Origin of the sequence: Actinokineospora auranticolor (assembly GCF_002934265.1) — a bacterium.
GTDB classification, from domain to species: domain Bacteria; phylum Actinomycetota; class Actinomycetes; order Mycobacteriales; family Pseudonocardiaceae; genus Actinokineospora; species Actinokineospora auranticolor.
This window is the reverse complement of sequence record NZ_PTIX01000023.1, coordinates 91667-109596: the sequence shown is the minus strand read 5'-3', so window position 1 is coordinate 109596 and position 17930 is coordinate 91667. Positions and strand designations below refer to the sequence as shown.

Sequence of the window (17930 nt, the reverse complement as noted above, 5' to 3'; positions counted from 1 at the left end):
CCGAGAGAAACTCCTCCTTGATCCCGCCAAAACCGTCTCCTTCCAGAGAACCCAATTCTACTTGGTCCACTGTCCGGAAACTTCGAAGCACCTCACAGGCATGGGCGACTTCGGAGCCTGTTGTGGCGTGGTGATCTCGGGCTAGTGGGGTTGCGTCGGCGAAGGGCCGGTCATGGTGGTTCGTCTGAACTTGGTCGGCAGGGAGGTACCGCGTGCGGAAGGAGTAGCGGATGCGGGGCTGTGCTCACGGCACCGCCCGATCACCGCAGCAGCCCTCCACGCAGTGCGCGTGGGCGACCGTGGCGCCTGCCGTGGTGCGGTGGTGTCGAGCTAGTGGGGTGGAGTGGGCGAGGGCATGGCCGGGCCGGAGGTGTGGCGTGTGGCAGGGGAGGGGGCCGCGGGTTTGCACGCACGTCACCGCCCAACCTTCGCGGCGACGGCAAGCCGGGCCATGTCCCCGGCTATTCGGGCCTCGTCACTGCTTCTGCCGGTGAGTCCCACGGCGTGACCAAGGCTCGCCCCAGCACGACGACGAGGTTGCCAAGCGCGCAGTCCGCGACCTCGGTATGGACACCCAGTTCGTCGGCGTGCTCACGATCGGCATGGCCAAGTCCGTTCACAACACCTACCTCAACCCCGATCAGCGCGGCCGCCGTCTCGCCCGCGCTGATCGCGGGCGTGGTTCATCTTCGCGGCCATCAACCCGACGGTGGGTGCCACTGGCCTAACACGGGTGCCGACGACCGTGCGGAAGTCGTATGCGTTGCGCAGGCTGGAGATGGTCGTCGCGCAGCCGGGCCGGGTTCGCTTGGCGGCTCAGCCACGACCGTTCCCACCTCGGATAGGCGGCAACCGACTGTCGCGCTCGCCTGCCGAGACGTTCGCAGTTGTCGACGAGGTGCGCGGTGAGTGCTGACGAGATCCAGCTCGCGCGGGCGTTTTTGATGCGGGTCGCCGAGGCGCCCGGGGTGGCGTTGGGGGCGCTTGTCGAGCGGGTGGGGCCGGTCGCGGCGGCGGCGCGGGTTCGGGGTGGGGATGTGCCCAGTGGGGTTCGGGACGAGACCTCGGCGCGGGAAGGGGTGGAGTTGGCGGAGGCCGATCTCGCCAGGGCGGCGGAGGTGGGGGCTCGGTTGGTGGTCCCCGAAGATCCCGAGTGGCCGTCATGGCCGTTGTTGTGCTTGGCCAATGCCCGCAACCGGGGGCTGCGGTGGGCCGGGCCGCCGTTGGGTTTGTGGGTGCGTGGGGCGGTGTCGCTCGACGAGGTGCTGCAGCGGTCCGTCGCGATCGTCGGTGCGCGGGCGGCGACCCCGTACGGGGAGACAGTGGCGGCGGAGTTCGCGTACGACCTCGTCCAGGCCGGGGCCGCGATCGTGTCGGGCGCGGCCTTCGGCATCGACAGCGCGGCGCACCGGGGTGCGTTGGCGGCGGGCGGTACGACGATCGCCGTCTTGGCCTGCGGTGTCGACATCAGCTACCCGACCGCGCACACGACCTTGCTCCAGCGGATCGCGGAGACAGGCGCGGTCGTGAGCGAATACCCGCCGGGCACGTCTCCAGCGAGGTTCCGCTTCCTGGTCCGCAACCGCCTCATCGCGGCGTTGGCCCAGGGCACGGTGGTCGTGGAGGCGGGGGCGCGCAGCGGCGCGCGGAACACCGCCTCATCAGCCGCCGCGCTGGGGAAGCCGCTGTTGGCCGTACCGGGGCCGGTCAACTCCACCATGTCCCAGGGCTGCCACGACCTCCTGCGCAGCGGAACGGCCCAGGTGGCCACCTCCTCGGCCACCGTCCTTGAGGCGATCGGCGCCATCGGCGAACTGGCGTCACCGGAGAACGCACCCGAACGCCCCTCCGACCGACTGGGCGACGCGGCCGTCCGGGTGCTCGACGCCCTGAGCCCACGCGAACCCCGACTGGTCGACGCGATCTCCCGCGACTCCGGCGTCCCGCTCGACCGCGTCCGCGCACTGCTGCCCGAACTGGAACTGATGGGCCTGACGCGGAGCGGTGAGGAGGGCTGGCTGGGTCCAAAACGCTGACCGGGCGGCTGCCCAAGACCCGGGCGGGTTGTGTGTGCTGCGCCGGATTTTCGCCTGGGCTGGAGGCGGCCATGTGGGATGAGGGCGTGGCGATGCTTGACGGGGGGCGTCGGGTGGATCAGCGTGGCGAGAGTGCCGCGTTCTCCTCGCCAGTCGCCTCGGGTCGATCTTCTTCGGGTTCGGGGTGGGTTGCCCGCGCCGGTGCGGGGGGTGGTCGACGAGTACGAGCGCCACCTCGGGCTGGAACGTGGGCTCTCGGCCAACACGGTGCGGGCGTACGTCGGGGACGTGGTCTCGCTCTTGGGCTTCCTGTACGCCGATTCGGGCAACCCGGGTGAGGGAGAAACAACTCGATCGAGTGATTCCCTGGGTGTGGAGGTGGGTGTTGATTCCCCTGGTCGGGGGGGTGGGGTGCTCGATCGGGGTAAGGAAGCGGTGGGCGGGGCGGGAAACGTCGGCTCTTGTTCGAGCGACCCTGGGAGTTGTGAACACAACGATCACCCGGTGGGGTCCGTGAGCGGCGGGGCGCCCGCCGATCACGGTGCGCAGGTGCCGGGTGGGGTGTTGGACGTCGGTGTGGACCTGCCCGGGATGCGCGCCTGGTTGGCCGCGCAGCGCGACGGGGGAGCGGGGCGGACGACATTGGCCCGGCGCGCGGCCGGGGCGCGCGGGTTCACCGCCTGGGCGCAGCGGCGCGGTCACCTGGGTGTCGACGTGGGTGCGCGGCTGGTCGCCCCCCGGCGGCACCGGGTGCTGCCGTCGGTGTTGCGGCAGGACCAGGCAGGCGCGGTGATGTCCGCGGCCGCTGGTGGCGCGCGGGAACTGGACCCGGTCGCACTGCGTGATCACGCCATCGTCGAGTTGCTGTACGCGACCGGGGTCCGGGTGTCCGAGCTCTGCGGGCTCGACGTGGACGACGTCGATCTCCGATCGCGGCTGGTGCGGGTGCTGGGCAAGGGTGGGCGCGAACGGACCGTGCCGTTCGGCGTGCCCGCCCACGACGCCGTCGTCCAGTGGCTGGACCAGGGCCGTCCGTCACTTGTCGGGGCCGATTCCCCGCCGGCACTGTTGCTGGGGATCCGCGGCGGACGGCTCCACGCCACCGCCGTACGGCGTATCGTGCACGATGTGGTGGCCGCTGTCCCGGGTGCGCCGGACCTGGGGCCCCACGGCCTCCGTCACTCAGCGGCGACACACCTGCTCGAAGGAGGTGCCGACCTTCGTAGCGTCCAGGAGTTACTCGGTCACGCTACGCTCTCAACAACCCAGCTTTACACCCACGTGACCGTCGAACGGCTGAAGGCGATCCATGACCGAACCCACCCCCGTTCCCGATGACACCGGGAATGGTTCTCGGGCACCGGTGGAACCCTCCCGGGTGTCCACCGCCGGTGGCTCCGCGAACCAGGTGAACGGCCGCGCCGCCCCCTACGGCGAGGGCCGGGCATCCGGTGTGCTGCCCGGCGACCACCGCACCGCCGACGACGTGGAGGCGGGCATCGTCGCGCTCTGGCGGCGATTCGGTGAGGAGCGCGCGCAGGTGCTGCGCGACCGCCTCGTCCTGCACTACGCGCCGCTGGTCAAGTACGTCGCGGGCCGGGTCGGCACCGGTCTGCCCGCGCACGTCGACGTCTCCGACCTGATCCAGTCCGGCATCTTCGGGCTCGTCGACGCCATCGAGAAGTTCGAGCCCGAGCGCGGCCTGAAGTTCGAGACCTACGCCATGCAGCGCATCCGCGGCGCCATCCTCGACGACCTGCGCGCCCAGGACTGGGTGCCGCGCACCGTGCGCGGCCGGGCCCGCGAGGTGGAACGCGGCATCGAGCGGCTCGGCGCCAAACTGCAGCGCACCCCGACCGACGCCGAACTCGCGGGTGAACTCGGCCTCTCCGTCGGCGAACTGCGCGACGTCTACGCCCAGTTGCAACTCACCAGCGTCGTGGCCCTCGACGAACTGGCCGCCGCCGGTCGCGGGGTGAACTCGCTGGCCGACGTCCTGGAGGACGAGGCCGCCGAGGACCCGGTCGCGCTGCTGGTCGACCAGGACAACCGCCGCCAGCTCGCCGAGGCCATCGGCCTGCTCGTGGAACGCGACCGGGTCGTGGTCACCCTCTACTACTTCGAGAACCTCACCCTCGCCGAGATCGGTCGCGTCCTCGGCGTGACCGAGTCCCGCGTGTGCCAACTGCACACCCGAGCGGTCTTGCGCCTGCGCGCGAAACTGATGGAAACCGTCGACGTCTGACGCCCGGGCGGCGCGCGACCACCCGGTCCGCAGCCGGCACATGGCTGACATGCGCACTTACCTCCCGGGCACCGGCGCGCCCACGTGGCCGATGCCAGGAGAGCGAGCGCCCACGGTGCGAACGAGGAGCCACTGGTCTGGGCGACCGCCCCACGCGAGATGCCTCGCCTGCCAGCGGCCGAGGTGGACGCTAAGGTGCCGCACCGCGCCGGGCCGCACCGCCCAGCGGTGCGGCCCGGCGCGGCACGCCTTGTCGGACGAGGCGACTCAAGGCGCGTCAGCCCCAGTGGGGCGACCGGGTAGTGCCTGGTCGAGATGGGCAACGACCAGGGCGTCGAGCCGTGGAGGAGTCGAACTTGGGAGATCGTGCTGCGAGAGTTGCTCCGACTGCTCGTGGCGGAGGCGATCGCCAGGTCTTGTCGCCCCGTGGTGAGGACCAGTTCGGCGCGCTTGTCGAACGAGGTGTCTTGAAGGGCGTCGGCATGGCCCGGTGGTCGGGAAGTGCCTGTGCGACTCGGGCCGCTGTCACGCACTCGGATCGGGGTGGAGTCGAATTCTGAGGATCGCTCAGTTCGGGATGTCTCGATCGCCGGCGGACGAGGTAGGTGCCGGGTCACCGCGCCGGGCCACGCCGCCCAGCGGTGCGGCGGCGAGGGCTGGCTCGGCACGCCTTGCCGACTCGGGATGCGGATGAGGTGGCGCGCGGTGCGTCGGCATGACCGGGGCATCGCGGAGTGCCTAGCCACGGCTGGGGCCATCGAATCGGGAGTAGAACTCAGGGCTCTCGGTGCGGGATGCCTCGATCGCCGGCGGCCGAGGTGGTTGCCCGGTCACCCCACCGCAGTGGGTATCGCCGTACGGCGGCGACACCCACCCGCCGGCCCTTGTCAGGCCGGATGAGGTGGTTCACGCAGTCCGCGAGGTTGCGTGGTCGAGGCGTACCGGGGGATCCGCTCCATGCGGGATGCCTGACCGCGAAGGCTGAGGTGGTCACCCGGGTCACCCCATCGCAGTGGGCACCGCCGCTTCTCCTGTGCGGCGGCGACGCCCACGCGCCCCTGTCGGGCCGGATGAAGTGGCTCGCATAGTCCGCGAAAGGCCGAGGTGGTCGCCCCGGTCACCCCACCGCGGCGGTCTCGCGGCTCTCTGGCGGGGATCCACACGCACGCCTTGCCTGACGAGGTGGCTCGGAGTGTGGTGGCCGTGGGTTGCCTGTTCAAGGCGGACCTCGACCGGGAGCGGCGACCGGGTCGGGCAGGAGGCGGACGCGTGGGCGGTGGAGCAGGAACATCGGGTTCAGGTACGTCCGGCCGCGTCGGAGGCCCCAGTGGAGGCAGGCGGGTGTGGCTGGGGGGCAGCCTGGGTGGCCTGGTTGTAGGAGGCCGATCTGCTCGCCTCGGAGGACAGCCGCACCGGCCGTGACCGTTGGGGTTACGGGTTCGTAGGTGGTGCGCAGGTGGTTGGGGTGGTCGATGGCGATCACGCCTCGACCGGCCAAGTCGGCGGCGTAGGTGATCAGGCCGTCCGCTGCCGCGTGGACTTGCTCGTTGGCGGCTCCGGGCAGGTCGACGCCTCGGTGGCCTGGGCCGTAGGGGGTGGCCGGGGCCTGGAACGCCCTGGTCGGGGGGCGGGGTGGTTGCAGGGGCGAGAGGAAGGCGGGTGGTGTGGTCGCGGCTGCCGGGGGTGGTGCGGGCGGGGCGGCGCTGAGCGGGGTGGCGCTGGTGAGCAGCGCCAGCAAGGCGCAGATCAGCCCGAAAAGGCGACGTTTTGGCTGGTCAGTGGGCATGTGGCTAGTTTGCCCGGGTGGTGGGGGTGAGCCAATCGGTCGGTGGGATCTGTGGATGGGGCGGCGGTATGTGGATAACTCGCCGGTCCGATTCAAGGATCCGAGACCGATCGGCGTACACTTTGCCCGCGCCCTGTGGCTCCATGGGGCGACTTCGCGTGCCAGTGCGCGTCCGAGGCCCCGCGCGGGTCTCGGCGACCGACGCCCGGCGGTCTCGATGGTGTTCGCCACCAGCGGGTCCGGGTGTCCGCTCGGCACCAGGGCCGTGAACCCACCGGGGTTCGCGGCGACAACCGCAGCCGCGTTCCGGGGTCGAACCCGGGGCGCCTGAACGAAGAGGTGCGAAACCGGCCATGGCCGTCGTCACCATGAAGCAGTTGCTGGATTCCGGCGTGCACTTCGGGCACCAGACCCGCCGCTGGAACCCGAAGATGAAGCGCTACATCCTCACTGACCGCAACGGTATCTACATCATCGACCTGCGGCAGACGCTGACCTACATCGACCGCGCGTACGAGTTCGTGAAGGAGACCGTCGCGCACGGCGGCTCCATCCTGTTCGTCGGCACCAAGAAGCAGGCGCAGGAGGCCATCGCCAACGAGGCGCTGCGCGTCGGGATGCCGTTCGTCAACCAGCGCTGGCTGGGCGGCATGCTCACCAACTTCTCCACCGTGCACAAGCGCCTGCAGCGCCTCAAGGAGCTCGAGGCGATGGAGCAGACCGGCGGCTTCCAGGGTCTCACCAAGAAGGAGATCCTGATGCTGACCCGTGAGAAGGACAAGCTGGAGCGCACCCTCGGCGGTATCCGCGACATGGCGAAGGTCCCATCCGCCATCTGGATCGTGGACACCAAGAAGGAGCACATCGCCGTCGGCGAGGCGCGCAAGCTCAACATCCCGATCGTGGCGATCCTCGACACGAACTGCGACCCCGACGAGGTCGACTACCCGATCCCGGGCAACGACGACGCGATCCGCTCGGCCGCGCTGCTGACCAAGGTCGTCGCCGAGGCCGCCGCCGCCGGGCTCATCGCCCGTTCCGGTGCGCGTGGCGGCGGCGACAAGCCCGAGGTCGGCGCGAGCAACGAGCCGCTGGCCGAGTGGGAGCAGGACCTGCTCGCGGGTGCCGACGCCCCCGCCGCCGCCGCGCCGGCCGCTGAGGCGCCCGCTGCCGAGGCCCCGGCCGCCGAGGCCCCTGCGGAGTCCTGATCCACCGACCCCGGCGGGCGCGTACTGCCCGCCGGGGTTTCGCCACACCCACGCGCGTACCCGAAGAAGGACGGAAAACGCACGATGTCGAACATCACCGCCGCCGACGTCAAGCGGCTCCGGGAGCTGACCGGCGCAGGCATGATGGACTGCAAGAAGGCGCTCACCGAGACCGACGGCGACTTCGACAAGGCAGTCGAGATCCTGCGGATCAAGGGCGCCAAGGACGTCGGCAAGCGCGCTGAGCGCGCCACCGCCCAGGGCCTGGTCGCCGCCAAGGACGGTGTCCTGGTCGAGCTGAACTGCGAGACCGACTTCGTTGCCAAGAACGAGGAGTTCCAGGAGCTGGCGGACAAGGTCGTCGCCGCCGCGCAGGCCTCCGGCGCCACCGACCTCGACGCCCTCAAGGGCGCTCCGCTCGACGGCGGCACCGTCGAGGAGGCCGTGCAGGCCCTCTCGGCGAAGATCGGCGAGAAGCTGGAGCTGCGCCGGGTCGCGAACTTCACCGGCACGGTCAGCCTGTACCTGCACCGCCGCTCGTCCGATCTGCCCCCGGCGGTCGGTGTGCTGGTCGAGTACACCGGCGCGGGCGAGGAGGCGGCCAAGCAGACCGCCCAGCAGATCGCCGCGATGAAGCCGCGCTTCGTCACCCGCGACGAGGTCCCGGCGGACCTCGTGGCCAGCGAGAAGCGCATCGCAGAGGAGACCGCCCGCGAGGAGGGCAAGCCGGAGGCGGCCCTGCCCAAGATCGTCGAGGGTCGGGTCAACGGCTTCTACAAGGACGTCGTGCTCACCGAGCAGTCCTCGGTGTTCGACTCGAAGAAGTCGGTCAAGGCGCTGCTGGACGAGGCCGGGGTCACCGTGACCCGCTTCGCGCGGTTCGAGGTCGGCCAGTCCTGACCCGCCCGCGCCGCCTGGAGTGATTAGGGTTGTGCCCCGTCCTCGGTTCCCCGAGGGCGGGGCATAGTCACGAGGAGGGGTCTACGACGTGACTCAGAACGGCAGTTTCCGCCGCGTGCTGCTCAAGCTCGGCGGCGAGATGTTCGGCGGCGGCGAGATCGGCGTCGACCCCGATGTGGTGTACACCGTCGCCCGGCAGGTCGCCGACGTGGTGCGCGGCGGCGTGCAGACCTCCATCGTGATCGGTGGCGGCAACTTCTTCCGCGGCGCGGAGCTGAGCCAGCGCGGCATGGACCGCGACCGCGCCGACTACATGGCGATGCTGGGCACGGTGATGAACTGCCTGGCGCTGCAGGACTTCCTGGAGAAGGAAGGCATCGACACCCGGGTGCAGACCGCCATCACCATGGGCCAGGTCGCCGAGCCCTACATCCCGCGCCGGGCCGAGCGGCACCTGGAGAAGGGCCGCGTGGTGATCTTCGGGTGCGGGGTGGGCATGCCCTACTTCTCCACCGACACCGCCGCCGCCCAGCGCGCGCTGGAGATCGGCTGCGACGCGGTGCTGATGGCCAAGGCCGTGGACGGCGTGTACGACGCCGACCCGCGCCTCGACCCGAACGCGAAGATGTTCACCGACATCACCCACCGCGAGGTGCTCGAGCGCAACCTCAAGGTGGCCGACGCGACCGCCTTCAGCCTGTGTATGGACAACAACATGCCGATCATCGTGTTCAACCTCCTGACGGAGGGGAACATCGCCCGCGCCGTGCGTGGTGAGAGGATCGGCACGCTGGTCAGCACGCCCACTGCGTGACCCGGCCGGGCCACCGACCGGGAGATGGACAAGGAGCCCCCTTGATCGACGACACACTCCTCGACGCCGAGGAGAAGATGGAAAAAGCGGTGACGGTGGCCAAGGACGACCTCGGCGCGGTGCGCACCGGCCGGGCGACTCCGGCGATGTTCTCCCGGATCACCTTCGAGTACTACGGGACGTACACGCCGCTCAACCAGGCGGCCAGCGTCAACATCCCCGAGCCCCGCCTGGCGATCATCAAGCCCTACGACGCCAGCTCGCTCAACGCCATCGAGAAGGCCATCCGCGACTCGGACCTGGGCGTCAACCCGAGCAACGACGGCACGATCATCCGCGTGGTCATCCCCCAGCTCTCCGAGGAGCGCCGCCGGGAGATGGTCAAGGTCGCCAAGACCAAGGGCGAGGACGCGAAGATCTCCATCCGCAACGTCCGCCGCAAGGCCAAGGAGGAGCTCGACCGCCTGGTCAAGGACGGCGAGTCCGGCGAGGACGACGTCGTGCGGGCGGAGAAGGAGCTGCAGAACCTCACGGACAAGTACGTCCACCAGGTCGAAGAGCTGGTCAAGCACAAGGAAGCCGAGCTGCTGGAGGTCTGACCTCGGCACGATCTCGGCGTAGATGAGGAACGCGCACATGGTGGCCGGGCCCGTTGGGGAGCTGGAGCATGAGTCGGTCGGGGATCCACCGGTGACGGTCGGGAACGCCGGGCAGCAGCCGGTGGCGAAGTCGCCGCGGGCCGGGCGCGACCTGCCCGCCGCGATCGGGGTCGGGGTCGGCCTCGGCGCGGTGCTGCTGCTGTCCCTGCTGACCGTGCGCCAGAGCTTCGTCGGCGTCGTCGCCGTCGCCGTCGCGGTCGCCACCTGGGAGTTGGCGGGCGCGCTCAAGCGGGGCGCGGACATCGACGTGGCCCGCTGGCCGGTGCTGCTCGGCGGTCAGGCGATGGTGTGGCTGTCGTGGCCGTTCGGCCGCGACGGGGTGCTCGCCGCGTTCGTCGTCACGATCCTGGCCTGCCTGCTGTGGCGGCTGCGCGGTGGCGTCGAGAACTACCTGCGCGACGCCACGGCCTCGGTGTTCACCGCGGCCTACGTGCCGCTCTTCGCGGCGTTCGCGGCGATGCTGGTGCTGCCCGCGGACGGCACCGACCGGGTGCTGTGCTTCCTCATCCTCGTGGTCAGCTCGGACACCGGCGGCTACATCGCCGGTGTGCTGTTCGGCAAGCACCCGATGGCACCGACGATCAGCCCGAAGAAGTCCTGGGAGGGCTTCGCCGGTTCGCTGGTCGCCGGTGTCGTCGCGGGTGGGTTGACGGTCACCCTGATGCTCGACGGCCGGTGGTGGCAGGGCGTGCTCTTCGGCGCCGCCCTGGTCGCCACCGCCACCCTGGGCGACCTGGTGGAGTCGGTGATCAAGCGCGACCTGGGCATCAAGGACATGGGCACGCTGCTGCCCGGCCACGGCGGCCTGATGGACCGGATGGACTCGCTGCTGCCGTCCGCGGTCGTCTCGTGGCTGCTGCTGCGGCTCTTCATCCCCGCTTAGTCGTCGTACGGGTCGTCGACCTCCGCGCCGATCTCCTCCTCCGGCACCACCGGTAGCCGTAGTGAGCGGTCGAGGACGGTGAACTCCGCACCGGTCACGTCAGCCAAGACGGCGGCGCGGCCGTACGGGGAGTCGAACGGCGGGACGGTGATCCGGCCGCCGAGGCGGACCGCGAGCGCGGCCGTGGCGTCGGTGCCGATCTCGGGGTCGACCTCGAACGAGACCATCCAGAACGGGGCCTGGTCGGCGGGGAACTCTGGGCCCATCCGGAGCCTGCCCAGCACCTCGTCGCCGCTGAGCTTCCAGCTGGTGTAGTCGAAGGCGACGCCGTCGCCGATCTGGGTCTGCTCGAAGCCGAAGAGCGCCCGGTAGAACTCGTCCGCGGCCTCGCCGTCCCAGGTGTTGAGCTCGGCCCAGGTGAACGCGCCGGGGAAGCCGGTGCCCAGGTCCCAGCCGCGGTCCTGGCGCCAGAACCCGATCGGTCCGCCGCTGGGGTCGGTGGCGATGAGCAGGCCGCCCTGGCCGGGGATCTCGCGGGGCGCGGTGAGGATCTGCCCGCCGAGCTGCAGCACCCGGTCGGTGGTGTTGCCGGTGTCGTGGACGGTCAGGTAGAGCGTCCACTGGCTCGGCTGGCCGCCCTGCGGGGTGTAGAGCCCGGCGACCGCGATGTCGCCGACGTAGGCCATGGCGTACCCGTCGTCGCCGACGCGGTACGTCCAGCCGAACAGGCCCTCGTAGAACGCGCTGCTGGCGACGGGGTCCGGGGTGGCCACCTCGACCCAGCACGGCCTGCCCGGGGTGCCCTCGGGCACCTCCTCGATGGCGCTGATCGCGTCCGTCGGCATCATCGTGACCTCCCTCGCAGGTCTGCTTGCGAGGTTAGTGCCCCCGGGCCGATCCGGTCAGCCGCCGCCCGGTGGTGATCTTTTGCGCGTTTGACCAGGGGGCACGGCGGGCATCGGCTGTGCTTTGCTGGACGACGTGGGTTTGGTGTCGAGGGCGCGGGCGCGGTTGACGGCGTCGCTGCGCCCGTCGCAGGTGCTGCCCAGCCCCAACATCTGGCAGTGGCCGGAGGTCTACGAGGCGGAGAACCGCGCCCAGGACGTGGACGGTGCCGTATGGGCACTGCTGGCGGACCTGGCGAACTGGGGTGGTGACGTCCTCGACGTCGGCTGCGGCGACGGTTTCCACCTGCCGCGCTTCGCCGAGCGCGCCGCGACGGTGGTGGGTGTGGAGCCGCACCCGCCCCTGGTCGAGCGGGCTCAAGCCCGGATAGCGGGCCTGACCGGCGTGGCGGTGCGGCTGGGCGCGGCCCACGACCTGCCCGTGGACGACGGTGGGTTCGATGTGGTGCACGCGCGCACCGCCTACTTCTTCGGTCCCGGCTGCGAGCCGGGGTTGCGCGAGGCAGACCGCGTCCTGCGTCCCGGTGGCGCGTTGGTGGTGGTGGACCTGGACGCGACCTTTCCGCCCTACGGGTCGTGGATGCGCGCCGACCTGCCGTCCTACGACGCGGGGGAGGTGGACCGGTTCTTCGAGATCGAGGGTTTCGAACTCCACCGCGTCCGCACCCGCTGGCGTTTCGCGGACCGCGCGACGCTGGAAGCCGTGCTGCGCATCGAGTTCTCCGCCGCCGTGGCCGAGCGCGCGATCGCGACGGTGCCCGGCCTGGAGTTCCCCGTGGGCTACCGGGTCCTGATCCGCCGCAAGCCGCGCGGGCTGATCCTGCGCTGAACTGGGAAAAGGTTAGGAAACCCGGCGGTTGTCCTACCCGCCGGTTCGAGGCATCTTCGCGTGCGTCCGCCCATGTCCACCCTGCCAGGGCGGTGCTTTCACGGATGGAGACCCCGTGCGTCGCACTCTTCGTAGATGCCTGATACCGCTGACCGTGTCCCTCTTAGCCATGTCGGGTGCCCTTGTCGCGACAGCGGCGAGTGGGCCTGTCGTCAAGGCGGCCAAGCCGATTTCCGGCTCTTACATCGTCCTGCTGAACGACGCTGTCCCCACTACGCAGATCGAGCGGACCGCGTCCACACTGTCCCGTCGGTACGGCGGTAAGCCGAAGTCCTTCTACCGCGCCACCTTGCGCGGTTTCACCACTCAAGGTCTCACCGCCACACAGGCCAACCGGCTGGCGGAAGACCCCATCGTGCGCACGGTCTACCAAGACGGCACAACCCGTGCCGCGTCCCAACCGTGGGGGCTCGACCGGATCGACCAGCGCGCCCTCCCGCTGGACTACGCCCCGTTCTACTCGCGCGGGGGAGCGGGTGCGGTCGTGTACCTCATCGACTCCGGGATCACCCGCAACGAAGCCGAGTTCGGTACGCGCGCGAGTGTCGGCGCGGACTTCCTCGGCGGTGACGGCACCGACTGCCACGGGCACGGCACACACGTCGCCGGGACCGTGGGCGGCAAGACGTACGGCGTGGCCAAGGAGACCGCCCTGGTTGCCCTCCGAGTCCTGAACTGCCAGGGCCAAGGCGCCGACTCCCAGGTACTCGACGCCGTCGAGTGGGTCACGCGCAACGGCACCCACCCCGGCGTCGCGGTCCTGGGATTGACCATGGACCAGGCCGAAGTGGGTGCCGAAGCGGTGCGCCGGATGGTCGACGCCGAGTTCACCACCGTGGTCGCAGCGGGCAACGACGGTGCCGACGCCTGCGGGTTCGGACCCGGTCGTACGGAGGAGGCGATCACCGTCGCCGCCACCGACCGCACCGACACCCGGCTGCCGTCGTCCAACTACGGGCGCTGCGTGGACTTCTTCGCCCCCGGCGGCCAAATCCCCTCTCTTGGCCGCAACGGCACGGAGGTGGTGATGTCCGGGACTTCCATGGCCGCCGCGCACGTCGCGGGAATCGCCGCGGGCTACCTGGCTCGCCACCCCTACGCCATGCCCCAGGACGTGCGGGTGGCGTTGAGCCGGGCGGTCGTGTCCGGTGCCGTCGTGAACCCCGGTGCGGGCTCACCGAACCAGCAGGCCAACGTGGCCTGGCCCATGGACTCCGAGGTACCGACGTGCGAGGGCGGCGGTAACCCCAACCCGGTCGCCATCCCGGACGACGGAACCTCGGTCATCTCGGTCATCACCCCCGGCGGCTGCCCGCCGACCGGTGCGCCCGGGCGGGTGCGGGTCTACCTGGACCACCCGCGCGTCGGTGACCTCGCCATCGACCTGATCGACCCCACCGGCCGCGTATTCCCCCTGGAAACAGCGGGCGGTGACGACGGTTCGGGTCAGGTCCGGCGGATCTACGGCGTGTCCCCGTCCGGGAGCGACCGCAACGGCCCCTGGACGCTGCGGGTGGCCGACCGGCGGCCCGGCGCCGTCGGACGGTTGGACAAGTGGGTGGTGTCCTTCGGGTAGCGCCGGTCAGTCCTCGGCGGGGCGCTCCTCGGCGCGGGTGTCCTCGCCGAGGATGGCGTACAGCTCGCGGCGGGCGGCCGTGAGGATGTCCGCCGCCCGGTCCTTCTGCGCCGGGTTCGCGGCCTGCGAGACCATCATCGCCGCGGCGGCGAGCTGGCCCATGGCCTCGCGCAGGGACACCTCGGTGCGGTCGACGCCCGCGGTGGCCTGCTCCCACGGCGGGGTGCTGTCCAGCTGGGCCGCGGCGGCGGCACCGTCCTCGGTCAGCTCGAAGAGCCGCTTGCCGCCCTCGCCGTCGACCCCGCGCACCAAGCCCTCGTCGGCCAGCAGTTGCAGCGTGGGGTAGACCGAGCCCGGGCTGGGCTTCCAGAACCCGCCGCTGCGCTCGGCGATCTCCTGGATCATCTCGTAGCCGTGCATGGGCCGCTCGGTCAGCAGGGCCAGCAGGGCGGCGCGCACGTCGCCGCGGCGCTGCCTGCCGCCGTGCCTGCGGCCCCGGCCGCGCTCGTGCCCCCGGCCGCCGAAGCCGAACGGCGGTCCCGGCGGGAACGGGGGCCGCGGCGGGAAGGGCGGGGTCATCTCATCCTCCGGGTCGATCTCGGCGCCGAAGCCGGGGAAGCCCGGTCGGCCCGGGTGGTGGTCGTGGCGCTGCCTGCGCCAAGGTCCGCGCCTGCGGTCGTGGTCGTGTGAAACACGCATTGTTCTCTCCCCTGTGGGTTCTTCGCCAGCGGTAGCTCGCGATAGCTCAACGATATATCGGAACATGTCGCGATGCAACGTTCTTCTCGCGACGACCGTCGGAACCGACGGCGACCGGCGCGCGTCTCAGGTCCATGGGTGCAGTCAGGGGAGTACTGCTCGGATCCGTGTTGCTGCTGGTCGTGGCCGGTTGCGCCAAGCCGGTGGAGGGGTTGCCGGTGGCCGCCAGGGGGGCGGGGACCACAACGCAGTCGGTGACGGAGACCACGAGGCCGCCGAAGACGACCAAGCCGAAGCCGAAGTCCGGCACGCCCGAGGTGCGCTGGATGAACCGCTTCTGCACCATGTCCAAGCGGATGATCAACGTCGGCGACTCCGTGCAGGCGCCGACGAACACCACGAACCTGACCGTCTTCCGGCGCCAGTTCCTCGACATGACCGGGCGGCTGGTCGGCCTGCTCGACGCGGTTCTCGGCGACCTGCGGGAGCTGAAGGACGCGCCCGCGCCCGCGGTCGAACCGATGATCAAGGAGCTGACCAAGAACGTCACCGAGGCCCGCGACGCCGTCGGTCAGGCCAAGAGCCGGATGGAGTCCGCGAACCCGCCGACCGAGGAGGCCTACGGCGCGGCGGTCAACCGGCTGTCCGAGGGGCTGCCGCCGCTGCAGCACTCGGTGGAGCTGGTCGGTGCCGCCGACCTGCCCGACGAACTCGTCGCGGCCGCCCCGTTCGCCCCCACCTGCGTGGAGATCGGCGCGACGCCCACCACCACGCGCTGACGGCCCGCTCCCGGGTCGTGGGAGAATGGGGTCGCCATGACTACTTCACTCCCCCTCGTGTTCGATGCGCCCCGCCGCGGCCTGCCGCCGCGGCACCTCGCCGACCTGTCCGCCGATGAGCGCCGGGCCGCGGTCGCCGAACTGGGGGAGAAGCCGTTCCGGGCCAACCAGCTCGCGAACCACTACTTCGGCCGCCTGACCGCCGACCCCGCCGCGATGACCGACATCCCGGCGGCCACCCGCGACCGCCTGGTCGAGGCCCTGCTGCCGCCCCTGCTCACCACGGTCCGCCACGTGGCCTGCGACGACGGCGACACCCGCAAGACCCTGTGGCGCGCGCACGACGGCACGCTGCTGGAGAGCGTCCTGATGCGCTACCCGGACCGCGTCACCCTGTGCGTGTCGAGTCAGGCCGGGTGCGGCATGGCCTGCCCGTTCTGCGCCACCGGCCAGGGCGGGCTCCAGCGGAACCTGTCGACGGCCGAGATCGTCGACCAGGTCCGCCTGGCCGCCGCGGCGGTCCGCGACGGGGAGCTGGGGGAGCCGGGCAGGCTGTCCAACATCGTGTTCATGGGCATGGGCGAGCCGCTCGCCAACTACCGCCGGGTGATCGACGCGGTGCACCGCATCTGCGACCCGGCGCCGGACGGCCTCGGCATCTCCCAGCGGTCGGTGACGGTGTCGACGGTCGGGTTGGTGCCCGCGATCCGGAAGATGACCGAAGAGGGTCTGCACGTCCGGCTGGCGGTGTCCCTGCACACCCCCGACGACGAGCTGCGGGACACGCTGGTGCCGGTCAACACGCGGTGGAAGGTCGCCGAGGTCCTGGAATCCGCCCGCGCCTACGCCGACCGCACGGGCCGCCGAGTGTCGATCGAGTACGCCCTGATCCGCGACATCAACGACCAGCCGTGGCGCGCGGACCTGCTCGGCAAGCTGCTGCGCAAGCACCTGGGTCAGCTGGCGCACGTCAACGTCATCCCGCTCAACCCGACTCCGGGCTCGAAGTGGGACGCGTCCCCGAAACCGGTCGAGCGCGAGTTCGTCCGGCGGGTGAAGGACCAGGGCGTGGAGTGCACGGTCCGCGACACCCGGGGGCAGGAGATCGCCGCCGCCTGCGGCCAGCTCGCCGCCGAGGGCTGACAGCATTGACAGCATTGCATGCGTGCATGCAAGCTGTGCATGCACGCAAGTACGGAGGTGTGACGTGGCTACTCTGACGATTCGCGACGTGGACGAGGCTCTGAAGGCCAAGCTGCGGGTTCGCGCCGCTGAGCACGGTCGCTCGATGGAGGCCGAGGTGCGCGCGATCCTGGCCGAGGTGTTGGTCGAGCTCGCGCCCGGGCCCGGGATGGGGTCGCGGATCCGGCAGCGGTTCAGCGATCTGGACGACGCGTCGTTCGACCTGCCTGCGCGGGATGAGCCCGCGCGGATCGTGGAGCTGCCCGAGTGATCGTCTTGGACACCAACGTCGTATCCGAGCTGATGCGGCACAGTCCGGATGACGCCGTCGTCCGGTGGGTGGACCACTACTCGGCCGACGAGGTGTTCATCACCGCCGTGTCGGCCGCCGAACTCGCTTACGGTGCGGCGAGGTTGCCCGCCGGGCAACGGCGGGAAGTGTTGCTCCGGAAGGTCTCCGAGTTGCTGGCCGAGGACTTCCGCGACCGCGTCCTGCCGTTCGACGAAGTGGCGGCTCAGCGGTACGGGGTGATCGCCGCCGCGCGAGAGCACGCTGGTCGCCCGGTCAGCATGGCGGATGCGCAGATCGCTGCCATCTGCTTGCGCTACGGCGCGCGCCTTGCCACTCGCAACACAAAGGACTTCGTGGGCACCGGGGTCACGCTCGCGAACCCGTGGCTGGACGACCCGCGACGGTGACCTTGTCCGGGATCAACCGATCCTGATCGCGATCGCGGTGGCGTTGTCCGTGCGGCGTCCGAGGGGCACCCCGAGATCATGCCCGTGGGGACGCGCGCGGGGCGCGTCCCCGTCGGGGGCTCACGCCACTTCGTTGAGCTTTCCGGTGGCGACGTCGAACACGAAGCCGCGGACCTGGTCGGTGTGCGGGATGAACGGGCTGGCCTTGATCCGGGCGATCGACTGCCGCACGTCCACGTCGAGGTCGTCGAACGCCTCCGCCGACCACGCGGGGCGCACGCCGGTCTCGTCGCGGATGCCGTCGCGGAAGTCCTTGTCGGAGAAGGTGAGCATGCCGCAGTCGGTGTGGTGGATCAGGATGACCTCGCGGGTGCCGAGCAGTCGCTGGCTGATCGCCAGCGAGCGGATCTCGTCCTCGGTCACCACGCCACCGGCGTTGCGGATGACGTGGGCATCGCCCTCGTTGAGGCCGAGGACCCCGTAGACGTTGATCCGCGCGTCCATGCACGCCACCACCGCGACCTGCTTGGCGGGCGGCAGCGGCAGCGGACCGGTGAAGGACTCGGCGTAGGTGGCGTTGTTGGCGAGCAGTTCGTCCGTGACGGACATGATGGTCTCTCCGGGGGTGTCGGAATCGGACCATCCCGGTGGCACACCGTCGGGAGGACGC

General features: G+C 70.7%; 18 protein-coding genes. 14 read left to right on the top strand and 4 right to left on the bottom strand.

Annotation, left to right across the window (positions count from 1 at the left end):
* Window positions 1–905 precede the first annotated feature (905 nt).
* The 3 genes from dprA (at window position 906) to CLV40_RS30005 (ending at window position 4281) form a co-directional block, all read left to right on the top strand.
* Complete coding sequence (gene dprA, locus CLV40_RS30015) at window positions 906–2036, top strand: DNA-processing protein DprA (protein WP_104482369.1); 1131 nt, start codon at window positions 906–908, stop codon at window positions 2034–2036.
* Window positions 2037–2246: 210 nt separating this feature from the next.
* The gene (locus tag CLV40_RS30010) at window positions 2247–3374 is read left to right on the top strand and encodes a tyrosine recombinase XerC (protein ID WP_342752317.1); all 1128 of its coding nucleotides are present in this window, start codon (window positions 2247–2249) and stop codon (window positions 3372–3374) included.
* The gene (locus tag CLV40_RS30005; protein ID WP_181043819.1) at window positions 3346–4281 is read left to right on the top strand and encodes a FliA/WhiG family RNA polymerase sigma factor; all 936 of its coding nucleotides are present in this window, start codon (window positions 3346–3348) and stop codon (window positions 4279–4281) included. The genes CLV40_RS30010 and CLV40_RS30005 overlap by 29 nt, the downstream gene beginning before the upstream one ends.
* A 1216-nt stretch (window positions 4282–5497) precedes the next feature.
* Here CLV40_RS30005 and CLV40_RS30000 read toward each other — a convergent pair.
* On the bottom strand, window positions 5498–6067 hold the full coding sequence (locus tag CLV40_RS30000) for a M23 family metallopeptidase (RefSeq protein WP_104482367.1): 570 nt from the start codon (window positions 6065–6067) through the stop codon (window positions 5498–5500).
* 353 nt (window positions 6068–6420) lie between these two features.
* Between CLV40_RS30000 and rpsB the strand changes: the two genes are divergently transcribed.
* From rpsB to CLV40_RS29975, 5 genes are all read left to right on the top strand, one after another.
* Window positions 6421–7275 (top strand): 30S ribosomal protein S2, encoded by an 855-nt coding sequence (gene rpsB, locus CLV40_RS29995; RefSeq protein ID WP_104482366.1) that lies wholly within the window; start codon window positions 6421–6423, stop codon window positions 7273–7275.
* 84 nt (window positions 7276–7359) lie between these two features.
* Window positions 7360–8175 carry a translation elongation factor Ts gene (tsf, locus tag CLV40_RS29990; protein ID WP_104482365.1) on the top strand — a complete coding sequence of 272 codons (816 nt, stop codon included), beginning with the start codon at window positions 7360–7362 and terminating at the stop codon, window positions 8173–8175.
* Between the two features lie 88 nt (window positions 8176–8263).
* Complete coding sequence (pyrH, locus tag CLV40_RS29985; protein WP_104482364.1) at window positions 8264–8989, top strand: UMP kinase; 726 nt, start codon at window positions 8264–8266, stop codon at window positions 8987–8989.
* A gap of 41 nt (window positions 8990–9030) precedes the next feature.
* Window positions 9031–9588, top strand: a complete 558-nt coding sequence (gene frr, locus CLV40_RS29980; protein ID WP_104482363.1) for a ribosome recycling factor — start codon at window positions 9031–9033, stop codon at window positions 9586–9588.
* Between the two features lie 91 nt (window positions 9589–9679).
* The gene (locus CLV40_RS29975; RefSeq protein WP_104482362.1) at window positions 9680–10531 is read left to right on the top strand and encodes a phosphatidate cytidylyltransferase; all 852 of its coding nucleotides are present in this window, start codon (window positions 9680–9682) and stop codon (window positions 10529–10531) included.
* On the opposite strand, the gene CLV40_RS29970 is transcribed toward CLV40_RS29975, so the two are convergent.
* Window positions 10528–11379, bottom strand: coding sequence for a VOC family protein (locus CLV40_RS29970; protein ID WP_245931652.1), 852 nt, complete (start codon window positions 11377–11379; stop codon window positions 10528–10530). The two genes, CLV40_RS29975 and CLV40_RS29970, sit on opposite strands and share 4 nt — an antisense overlap.
* Before the next feature lie 133 nt (window positions 11380–11512).
* Between CLV40_RS29970 and CLV40_RS29965 the strand changes: the two genes are divergently transcribed.
* Window positions 11513–12265 carry a class I SAM-dependent methyltransferase gene (locus CLV40_RS29965; RefSeq protein ID WP_181043818.1) on the top strand — a complete coding sequence of 251 codons (753 nt, stop codon included), beginning with the start codon at window positions 11513–11515 and terminating at the stop codon, window positions 12263–12265.
* A gap of 169 nt (window positions 12266–12434) precedes the next feature.
* Window positions 12435–13901 (top strand): S8 family serine peptidase, encoded by a 1467-nt coding sequence (locus CLV40_RS29960; RefSeq protein WP_104482361.1) that lies wholly within the window; start codon window positions 12435–12437, stop codon window positions 13899–13901.
* Between the two features lie 6 nt (window positions 13902–13907).
* Here CLV40_RS29960 and CLV40_RS29955 read toward each other — a convergent pair whose 3' ends face one another.
* Window positions 13908–14600 (bottom strand): PadR family transcriptional regulator, encoded by a 693-nt coding sequence (locus tag CLV40_RS29955; protein WP_245931651.1) that lies wholly within the window; start codon window positions 14598–14600, stop codon window positions 13908–13910.
* 254 nt (window positions 14601–14854) lie between these two features.
* On the opposite strand from CLV40_RS29955, the gene CLV40_RS29950 reads away from it, so the two are divergent.
* Genes CLV40_RS29950 through CLV40_RS29935 form a run of 4 tightly spaced genes read left to right on the top strand, consistent with a single transcriptional unit; the run spans window position 14855 to window position 17260 of the window.
* Window positions 14855–15379, top strand: coding sequence for a hypothetical protein (locus CLV40_RS29950; RefSeq protein WP_146108290.1), 525 nt, complete (start codon window positions 14855–14857; stop codon window positions 15377–15379).
* Window positions 15380–15415: 36 nt separating this feature from the next.
* Window positions 15416–16522 carry a dual-specificity RNA methyltransferase RlmN gene (gene rlmN, locus CLV40_RS29945; RefSeq protein ID WP_104482359.1) on the top strand — a complete coding sequence of 369 codons (1107 nt, stop codon included), beginning with the start codon at window positions 15416–15418 and terminating at the stop codon, window positions 16520–16522.
* A 22-nt stretch (window positions 16523–16544) separates the two neighbouring features.
* Window positions 16545–16832, top strand: coding sequence for a FitA-like ribbon-helix-helix domain-containing protein (locus CLV40_RS29940; protein WP_425428246.1), 288 nt, complete (start codon window positions 16545–16547; stop codon window positions 16830–16832).
* Window positions 16829–17260 (top strand): type II toxin-antitoxin system VapC family toxin, encoded by a 432-nt coding sequence (locus tag CLV40_RS29935; protein WP_104482357.1) that lies wholly within the window; start codon window positions 16829–16831, stop codon window positions 17258–17260. Before CLV40_RS29940 ends, CLV40_RS29935 begins: the two co-directional genes overlap by 4 nt.
* A 120-nt stretch (window positions 17261–17380) precedes the next feature.
* On the opposite strand, the gene CLV40_RS29930 is transcribed toward CLV40_RS29935, so the two are convergent.
* Window positions 17381–17869, bottom strand: a complete 489-nt coding sequence (locus CLV40_RS29930; RefSeq protein ID WP_104482356.1) for a beta-class carbonic anhydrase — start codon at window positions 17867–17869, stop codon at window positions 17381–17383.
* Window positions 17870–17930 lie beyond the last annotated feature (61 nt).